Origin of the sequence: Microseira wollei NIES-4236, assembly GCF_020521235.1 — a bacterium.
GTDB classification, from domain to species: Bacteria; Cyanobacteriota; Cyanobacteriia; order Cyanobacteriales; family Aerosakkonemataceae; genus Microseira; species Microseira wollei.
Window position 1 is genome coordinate 1 of sequence record NZ_BLAY01000273.1, and the last position, 8,719, is coordinate 8,719.

8 protein-coding genes are annotated in these 8,719 nt (G+C 47.4%); all 8 read right to left on the reverse strand.

The genetic code is table 11. The features are described 5' to 3' along the window. Positions 1-126 precede the first annotated feature (126 nt). Positions 127-762, reverse strand: coding sequence for a DedA family protein (locus tag MiSe_RS45255; RefSeq protein ID WP_226593279.1), 636 nt, complete (start codon positions 760-762; stop codon positions 127-129). A 327-nt stretch (positions 763-1,089) separates the two neighbouring features. Beyond that, complete coding sequence (locus tag MiSe_RS45260; protein WP_226593281.1) at positions 1,090-2,631, reverse strand: serine/threonine protein kinase; 1,542 nt, start codon at positions 2,629-2,631, stop codon at positions 1,090-1,092. Then, entirely contained in the window at positions 2,577-5,123 is a 2,547-nt protein-coding gene (locus MiSe_RS52385; RefSeq protein WP_307731658.1) for an ankyrin repeat domain-containing protein, read from the reverse strand. The genes MiSe_RS45260 and MiSe_RS52385 overlap by 55 nt, the downstream gene beginning before the upstream one ends. Positions 5,124-5,672: 549 nt before the next feature. Beyond that, positions 5,673-6,218 (reverse strand): Uma2 family endonuclease, encoded by a 546-nt coding sequence (locus MiSe_RS45275; RefSeq protein ID WP_226593283.1) that lies wholly within the window; start codon positions 6,216-6,218, stop codon positions 5,673-5,675. A 291-nt stretch (positions 6,219-6,509) separates the two neighbouring features. Continuing rightward, positions 6,510-7,214, reverse strand: a complete 705-nt coding sequence (locus MiSe_RS45280) for a hypothetical protein (protein ID WP_226593285.1) — start codon at positions 7,212-7,214, stop codon at positions 6,510-6,512. Continuing rightward, positions 7,207-7,767 carry an Npun_F5560 family protein gene (locus MiSe_RS45285; protein ID WP_226593287.1) on the reverse strand — a complete coding sequence of 187 codons (561 nt, stop codon included), beginning with the start codon at positions 7,765-7,767 and terminating at the stop codon, positions 7,207-7,209. The genes MiSe_RS45280 and MiSe_RS45285 overlap by 8 nt, the downstream gene beginning before the upstream one ends. Then, entirely contained in the window at positions 7,764-7,952 is a 189-nt protein-coding gene (locus MiSe_RS45290) for a hypothetical protein (RefSeq protein ID WP_226593289.1), read from the reverse strand. The genes MiSe_RS45285 and MiSe_RS45290 overlap by 4 nt, the downstream gene beginning before the upstream one ends. A gap of 71 nt (positions 7,953-8,023) precedes the next feature. Continuing rightward, positions 8,024-8,353: a 30S ribosomal protein S6 gene (gene rpsF, locus MiSe_RS45295; RefSeq protein WP_226593291.1), complete on the reverse strand. Its 330-nt coding sequence runs from the start codon at positions 8,351-8,353 to the stop codon at positions 8,024-8,026. Positions 8,354-8,719: the final 366 nt, after the last annotated feature.

Here is an 8,719-nt window from a genome sequence, read left to right on the forward strand (position 1 = left end):
ACCTCCAGACGCTGTGTAAGACTCAGACCGGATTTAGTTCCGGGTATCTAGCAATAGATACACCCAACAGAGCAACGGCGAATGAGACGCGAAGCCCCATCCGCCTATGCGGTGGGGTACTTCACATCAATCTTGCTGGTTTAGTTGCTTGCTGGCTTGGCGAGACTCATACCACAAGGGAACGAATATCCATGCCATCAGCAGCAGCAAAGCGACGACGGCAAATTGCGCCACCCAAGCAACTAATTTTTCTAAGGGGACAATGTGACCAGCAAAAAATGCCAAGCTGACCATTACAGAACCCCATAAGGCTGCCCCAGCTAGGTTATAAGCTGTAAATTTCAGGAAAGGCATTTGCACAATTCCGGCTAAGGGACTGGCGAATATTCGCAGCAGGGCGATGAAGCGACCGATAAATACGGTTTTTCCGGCGTTTTCGCCAAACTGATGTTTAATTTCTCCTAGTTTTTCTTCGCTGATGCGGAAAATTCGCCCGATCCCTAGCAGCAAAGGCCAGCCGCCGTATTTACCAATAAAATAGCCGCAGTTACCGCCTAAAAAAGCACCGGCGATCGCGCTACCCAAAACAAACCAGTAATTCAGCTTCCCACTACCCGCGAGAAACCCTCCGGCGATGGTAATAGTCTCCCCAGGCAAAGGAACTCCCAGGTTTTCCAGCAAAATTCCCAGAAATACTGCCAAGTAGCCGTATTTTCCGGCGATTTCCTCGATGTTTTCTACGGATATAAATTCCAAGGACATCTACAAAATCCTTTACAAAGTTTAATAGTTCTTCTAATCTTGGCCTACTCCTGGGAAGTGTGTCAATGTTGCTAATTGCTAATTGCTAATTGCTAATGGTCATTCGCCCTGGTGTGGGATGACTCATATATCACAGCAGTTACGCAAACACCAAAGTTTCTATGAAAAATCGTCGCTTTGCAGCTAGAGATCTTCGCAGAAACCCGGTTTCTAGGTTCGTCGTGCGTAATTCCTATATCATAAATTTGATGATTTGTCAAGAACTGAAAGCTTCGCCCTTATAGGGCCCAGAAGGTTACTATCAGTCAATTTAATTTCTGATTTGAGCTAAGAGCGCAATTTCTCCAAAAAACTCCTCATCTCCCACACTAGCCACTTTTTTTCTGCTTGAGTCAAAAATAAGCCAAAGCGATATCGAGCTTTGCTCACGCACATTGTAATCTGATTGAACCAACCTGTTTTTACTGTTAGCTGCTTAATATCGGAACGAAATTCTTCTACTTGCTTGAATAACCAAATCGGTGAACTCTGCTGAATTCGGAAACTTTCTGGGTTCATCTCCAACTTAATGTGACACAATGAAACCAGTAGAGAATCGCGCCAGAGCAATATGCCAATTGACCAAAAGATGACGAGGAAAATCCAAGCCAAGGGATTCTCTAAATTAATCGCACTTGCCTTGTGAAAATCTCTGATAATCCAGAGTATTAAACATGAGATTCCATTCCAAATTAGGGATAAAAAAATCAACAGTTTACTCTGATTCGTGCGTAGCCCTACGGGAGGAATTTCTATGAGTAAACGCTCCTCTGTTCGAGTTAAAATGATGGGGCTATGCTTCGGTTTGCGAGGGGTTAGCGATTTGGATTTAGCAGCGCGTTCGTTCTGCAATACAGCTAAGGCTTCTTGGGCAGAATCAAAGCGGTTTTCTATCTCTGGTTCAATCATCCGCTCTAACCAGTTGGCAAACTTTTTATCAACGCGGAGATGAGAGCGGAAATTAATTTTTAGGCGGCGCTGGGGTAAATCAGCCGGGGATTTTTGGGTTAACAAAAACAGCAGTGTTGTTCCCAAACCATATAAATCTGTGGAGAGTACTGCTTGCCCCCGAAATTGTTCGGGTGCCATGTAGCCATAAGTTCCCACTACCGTACTGCCACCCGTGACAGTTTGGTGATAGACATCTTGCACTGCGCCAAAATCTACTAGGAACAGATCCCCCCATGCCCCCCTTAATAAGGGGGGTTCTGATGCCCCCCGAGGTTCGGGGGGTTGCGGGGATCGCATAATAATGTTTTGTGGCTTGATATCCCGGTGGATGATAGGAGGAGTAAGGGTTTGCAAATAAGCGAGAATTTTTAAGACTTGAATTGCGATATCTTTAACTTCAGATTCCTGGGGACGCCAGCCATTTTCTATCCAATTGGCTAAAGATGTTCCTTCTGCCAATTGTTGCACGAGGTAGAAACTTCGGTCATTTTCTATTTCTACCTGGAAATAGTCCAGATATTGGGGAATGCCTGGATGATGGAGTTGGGAGAGAATTTTACTTTCTCGTTCAAACAATTCCAGGGCTTTCCAGTCTGTCATTCGCCGCAGAGACAAGGTTTTAATCGCTACAAGGTTATTGTTTTGTAAGTCAATAGCTTGGTAAGTGATGCCGATGCCACCCTGTCCCAGGGTACTTTTGATGCGATATTTTTCGGCAATTATATCGCCTGATTTGTGCAGGAATTCCATGATGGCTTTAATCGAATTGGTGATGCTGGCTGTAATTGCTACCTGTTGGTTTATACATTTGTTGAGCTGTTTTACTATTTTGCACCATAACGTTTGAGCAGTTCGGCTACATCCTTCGAGTTGTTCCATGCTGGGATGTGCAGCGGAGTTTGGCCCGATTGATTCTTGGCATTGACATCAGCACCCTTGGTAATTAGCAGTTGGGCGACATCCGTCCTGTTGCTCCATGCTGCACTATGCAGCGGAGTTTCGCCCGATTGATTCAAAGCATTGACATCAGCACCCTTGGTAATCAGCAGTTGGGCGATATCCTTCCCGTTGCCCCATGCTGCACTAGGCAGCGGAGTTGCGCCTGATTGATTCAAAGCATTGACATCAACACCCTTGGCTGCCCAGTGCAGCGGAGTGTCGCCCGATTGATTCAAAGCATTGACATCAGCACCCTTGGCAATCAGCAGTTGGGCGACATCCTTCTTGTTGTACGATGCTGCCCAGTGCAGCGGAGTGTCGCCCGATTGAGTCAAAGCATTGACATCAGCACCCTTGGCAATCAGCAGTTCGGCTGCATCCGTCCTGTCGTTGTACAATACTGCCCGGTGCAGCGGAGTGTCGCCCGATTGATTCTGAGCATTGACATTGGCACCCTTGGCAATCAGCAGTTCGGCTACATCCTTCGAGTTGTGCTCTGCTGCATAGTGCAGCGGAGTTGCGCCCGATTGATCCTTAGCATTGACATTGGCACCCTTGACAATCAGCAGTTGGGCTACATCCTTCGAGTTGTTCCGTGCTGCCCAGTGCAGCGGAGTTTGGCTCCATTGATTCAAAGCATTGACATCAGCACCCTTGGCAATCAGCAGTTCGGCTACATCCTTCCAGTTGTTCCCTGCTGCCAATTGCAGCAAAGTTACGCCCGATTGAGTCAAAGCATTGACATCAGCACCCTTGGCAATCAGCAGTTGGGCTATATCCTTCCACTTGTTGATTGCTGCCCAGAGTAGTAGAGTTACACCCTCTTTATCCCTAGCATTGACATCAGCACCCTTGGCCATCAGCAGTTCGGCTATATCCTTCGAGTTGTTCTTTGCTGCCCAGAGTAGCGGAGTTGCGCCCGATTGATCCCTAGCATTGACATCAGCACCCTTGGCAATCAGCAGAAGGGCTATATCCTTCGAGTTGTTCTCTGCTGCCCAGAGTAGCGGAGTTGCGCCCCATTGATTCTTAGCATTGACATCAGCACCCTTGGCAATCAGCAGAAGGGCTATATCCTTCGAGTTGTTCTTTGCTGCCCAGAGTAGCAGAGTGTCGCCCGATTGATCCCTAGCATTGACATCAGCACCCTTGGCAATCAGCAGAAGGGCTATATCCTTCGAGTTGTTCTTTGCTGCCCATAGTAGCGGAGTTTCGCCCGATTGATCCCTAGCATTGACATCAGCACCCTTGGCCATCAGCAGTTGGGCTATATCCTTCGAGTTGTTCTTTGCTGCCCGGTGTAGCGGAGTTGCGCCCGATTGATCCCTAGCATTGACATCAGCACCCTTGGCCATCAGCAGGAGAGCTAACTCTTTGTTGTTAAATGCAGCCGCACAGCCCAACAACGAGGGAGCTTTCAGGCTATTAGGATTGCCGCCTTGATTGATATAATTCCTGATGGCATTGGCGTCGTAACATACTGTTTCAGAAAGCTCAAATCCAAAGCGGTTTAAGATCGCCCATCGGTAATAATTCAGCACAAAAATTGTCGCAATTGTCGCCATTCCCAAGGAAGCGAGCGCTTTCCACCCTCCTCTTGTACTCTGAACTTGAGCAATCTTTCTCTCACCCCGCAGCACGGAGAGCGCTTCTTTAGCCGATGCAAATCTATCTTCTACATCTGGATCTAGCATCTTCTCTAACCAGCCTGCAAATTCTTCAGAAATTTGCAGGCGGGAACGGAAATTTAACTTCAGTCCATCCGTCGGTAATTCTGCCGGAGAACGATGGGTGAGCAAAAATAACAATGTCGCACCTAAACCATACAAATCCGTGACTGGAACTGCTTGTCCTCGGAATTGTTCGGGAGCCATATAACCGAAAGTTCCTACTACCGTACTCCCCCGCATGAAAGTACTGTAATAGCTATCCTGCACTGCACCAAAATCAACTAAAAATACCTGCCCATCTTCTCGTCGGAGAATGTTTTGTGGCTTAATATCTCGGTGGATGACAGGTGGTATTTGCTCGTGCAAATAAACCAGAATTTCTAATATTTGTGCGGCGATGCGTTGCACTTCTGCTTCAGTAGCGTGCCATCCTTCCTGCACCAGCGCGGCTAAGGATTTTCCTTCTGCCAATTGTTGAGCAATGTAAAAAGAACGGTCAGAGGGCGTATCTACATGGAAGTATTCCAGATAACGGGGAATGGCAGGATGATTGAGTTGAGCTAGAACTTTGGCTTCCCGTTCAAATAACTCCATCATCTTCCAGTCATTCATCCGATGCAGGGAAAGCGCTTTGAGTGCGACTCGTTGACTTGTTTGTAAATCTTGTGCCAGGTAGGTTGTGCCGCTTCCACCTTGCCCCAGAGTGTCTACGATGCGATACCGTTGGGCAATGATGTCTTGTGTCTGGTGCAGTTGTTCCATACTGCTATCCTTGTGAGATGCGATCTCTCTATTCTATCCACCCACATTGTGCCGCAGGCATATCGCCTTTTCTACCAGTATCCGCTCCAATTTTTGTAAAGAAACATCAAGGTACAGCTGCTAATTTACTCGATTTTCAGGATAGGTGCGATCGCTGGGATTTTGCACCTGTGATTCTAACCCGCCAACGATTAAAATCGCACCTCTCACAGCTAAAGTCCACTTAAGTGGACTAAAATCTTTTCTGTTTTAGTCGGATTTATCCGACTTTAGCTATTAGACGGGGAATTGATTCCCCGTCGGGTCATGACTTTAGCTATTAGACGGGGAATTTATTCCCCGTCGGGTCATGACTTTAGCTATTAGACGGGGAATTTATTCCCCGTCGGGTCATGACTTTAGCTATTAGACGGGGAATTTATTCCCCGTCGGGTGATGACAACAGGTGCAAGATCTGCGTTCGCTCGCGCGTGCGCTGCCTTCGCAATCGCTTTCTATTTTCTGCCGCCAGTGCGATCGCTCGCGCGTGCGCTGCCTTCGCGATCGCTTCTACTCAAACTCCGGCGACCACAAATCGGCAACTGCAACTTCCCATCCCGGAAGTAAATCTGGCACTGTCAAAATATCACCATCGCGTAAAATTTCCACATCCTGACCAAGACGATAAATTTCTATAATGCGCTTTTCCGGATTAATCAAAATACCCACTCTAGTTCCCAATGCGAGGAATTCTTCAATCTTTGTCCTCAAAGATTTTAAACTCTCGTTAGGAGATTTAACTTCTACCATCAAATCGGGAGCCAATTCAGCAAAAGAACGGGGACTTTTACGCAATCTTTCCGCTAAAACAAATGAAACATCCGGCGCTCTCAAATCTGAGTTTGGTAAGCTAAAACCAGCACTGGAACCAGTTACCCGTCCTAGCTTCTGGGGTCTAACCCAGTTTGCCAGAACTCGACCAAACTCAAACGCTACTTCATCTGACTCATAACCTGATGGACTCATAACGATAATGTTCCCGCTAACTAACTCCATGCGATGATCGGGATGCTCTGCTTGTAGTTTCTCCAAGTCTTTAATCGTTAAGGATGACATATAAACTCCTAAAGCCGGGTCTATTAGCTCTCTCCAAAAACTCTTGTGGGGTAGGCATCCTGCCTGCCTTAGACTCTATTTTCTGGAGCAGTCTATTTATATTTTAATTCTGCTTTAAAATTACCCTTGCATATCCAATTGGGTTACAGCGGTTTTCAACTGGGTATAACGCAACATTGTAGGGGCACGGCAAGCGAAAAACTTTGATTTGACAGCAAAACTTACTCATGTTCCCTACCCCCCATTGATTTGATTGAGGAAATCGTCGAATTTTTCGCCTAAACAAAACCCTTAATTGAGTTGGGTTTCGTTCCTACGTATCGTAAGCTCAAATAGGGGCAAACCCATTAAGCAGTACCAATGACAGGCGAACAGATCGGGGGATTGGATGCCGATACTTGCGAGCGCTGCTTCCCCTGGAAACGGCACCAGCGTATCGAAGTATATATCTTTACCTTCAAACCCAAATTTCACTAAGTAATTCGCCGGTGGTGCGTTGAGCGATCGCAACACTTTCCATCCCAATTGGTATAGTTTCTGCCTCACTTCATCGCCTACATGTATCGGCTGATAATATTTGTTGTCTTTTAAACCTATTACTTCTGCGTACAAAGGCGCTTTCGCCGTCAGTACAATTGGCAACCAAAAGCTACCCTCACCCGTTGCGTATCCCAACTCCTGGGTCTGATGGCGCAATTTTGTCACATCGCGGCAAGCTTGATAGACCGCACTCCCTGGAAACTGGAGATTATCTGGCAAATTCAGCGTTAAAGGACATAGCAGGATATTTTCTTTATCACAAAATTGTGTTTTTGTCAAGCTATCGCTGACCGCAATCCCAGCTTGAGGGAGAGAACTTGCTGCCACAACTTGCACATTTACTGGCGTGACGGGATTTATCGCCTGCAATAGAGCTTGAACCATTTGATTGGTCGTGGAAGTGGACGCCACTTGAGCATCCACCAACCCATCGACTACAATCCAAACCTCAGACATGTCGGAAGCTGGGAAGACTAATTTGACCGCCGCCACCCAGGCGTTGGAAGCTAGGCAGATCGAGGTGTCCACCCGTGCGGCGGTTTTTCACAGCCAAACGGTAGGTGACGCTTTGCAGTTCGGCGCGGAGTTGGCGGTTTTCCCGTTGCAGCTGCGCCACTTTTTCTTTGACAGGTGCTAAGCGTTCGGCGAATTTTTGGCGATAAATCTGAGGCAATTCTTGGATCACCTGTTCCAGCATCCGGGTGCGGTCGCTCAATTCTTGCACCGACTGGCGCAGTTGATAAATTTCCGCATCCCTTTCGGCAAGTTGTTCTTGATAGAACGTGACTTGCTGTTCGACGCCTTGCAGTTGTTCCCGCAGCGCCAGGGTTTGAGCTTGATTGCGTTCGGCAATTTCCGGAGAAGGTAAAAATCCGGTATTGCCTTTAACCAGGCGGAAGAGTTCTTGAGACAGCTGTTGTACCAGTTGGTCGCGCAGTTGTAACTCTTCCCGCAGGTGAGAGACTTCGGTTTGCAGGTTATTTAGGACTGGGGTGTCAGTTTGGATCACGATCGCTCCTCATCGACGATATTGCCAACAATGGGCGTGCCTTGCCAATTTACTGTTTCTGGCATTCGCGCCCATCTTATCATGCTGGTCTGAGTTGGGCATAGGGCAGGTGGGCAGGTGAGCAGAGGTGTAGGTGAGCAGAGGTGCAGGTGAGCAGAGGTGCAGAAGGGAATTTGAATGTACATTCTCCTGAAGGTGGGGGTACTACCCATCTCCCCTGCTCACCCGCTCAAGAGCTGACCTGCACTCAGAGTCTTTATGCTTCAGCTGCGACAGGTTCTTTGGCTGTATCCTCAGTCACTGCTTCCGGTTTGATCGTGAGATAGCGAATCACTTCTTCAGAAAGGCGCATAGCGCGTTCTAAGACAGCGATCGCGTTGCCTTTGGCTTTATAGTTCATTTGGATGTAGATGCCGTCGCGCTGCTTTTTAATCTCGTAGGCGAGACGGCGCTTACCGCGATGCTGGATTTCGATTCCCTCGCCGCCATTCTCCCGCAGGATGTTTTGATATTTTGCAATCGCTAGCTCGACCTGTTCTTCTCCCAGGTCGGGACGCAAAATATACATAGTTTCGTAGTTTTGCATGGGATGTCTTCTCCTTATGGACAAGGCCACTGCTAGAACCTGAGTGGGAAGCTGCTCTCACCCGGTCAGCCAGTAGCAAGGAATTCTAATTCTACAAAAATTTGCGCAAAAATGACACAGGGCAACGGGGTAATTATTACTGGGAAATCGACCCCTAATAGCACTTTCCCATTTCCCACATGCCTGTTATGGTATTGAGTCAAGCTCCCGAATTCTATTCGCGGGATTCTGACATTGAGTTGGGGTGAGTAACTGAAACATAATTTCTAGGTAAATCTGGGCAAATATCGGCATCATGCATAGATGTAGCCATCCTTGCGGTGAACAGGGTTGACAATGTAGCTAAGTTTGATTCCGATCCGTTTC